The organism is Zoogloea sp. LCSB751 (genome assembly GCF_002028455.1).
Taxonomy (GTDB): Bacteria; Pseudomonadota; Gammaproteobacteria; order Burkholderiales; family Rhodocyclaceae; genus Zoogloea.
This window is the reverse complement of sequence record NZ_MWUM01000118.1, coordinates 1-320: the sequence shown is the minus strand read 5'-3', so window position 1 is coordinate 320 and position 320 is coordinate 1. Positions and strand designations below refer to the sequence as shown.

The following is a 320-nucleotide window of genomic DNA, read 5'->3' as shown; positions in this document are numbered from 1 at the left end:
CCCACGGATCAGGAGAAGCCGATGCAATTACACCTCGATGAACAACTAAGCCGCCTGCACTTGAGCGGCATGAAACAGGCTCTGAACCAGCAGCAGGCCCAGAGCATGCTGTACCTGGATATGGGTTTTGATGAGCGGCTGCAACTATTACTGAGCCATGAGCTGGTGCAGCGGGAGCAGAGGAAAACCAACCGCCTGGAGAAGCAAGCCCGGTTCCGGCTAGCCGGACAGGTGGAGCAGCTCGACTATCGGGCGGGTCGAGGCGTGAGCAAAGCGCAGATCCGCCAACTGCTGGAAGGACACTGGCTGAGTCATCAACA

The 320-nt window shown here is 58.1% G+C and carries 1 protein-coding gene; it reads left to right on the top strand.

Annotation, left to right across the window (positions count from 1 at the left end; all coding sequences use genetic code 11):
- Positions 1–21: 21 nt before the first annotated feature.
- A partial coding sequence (locus B4920_RS26000; RefSeq protein ID WP_173862707.1) for an ATP-binding protein occupies positions 22–320 on the top strand: 299 nt, incomplete at its 3' end.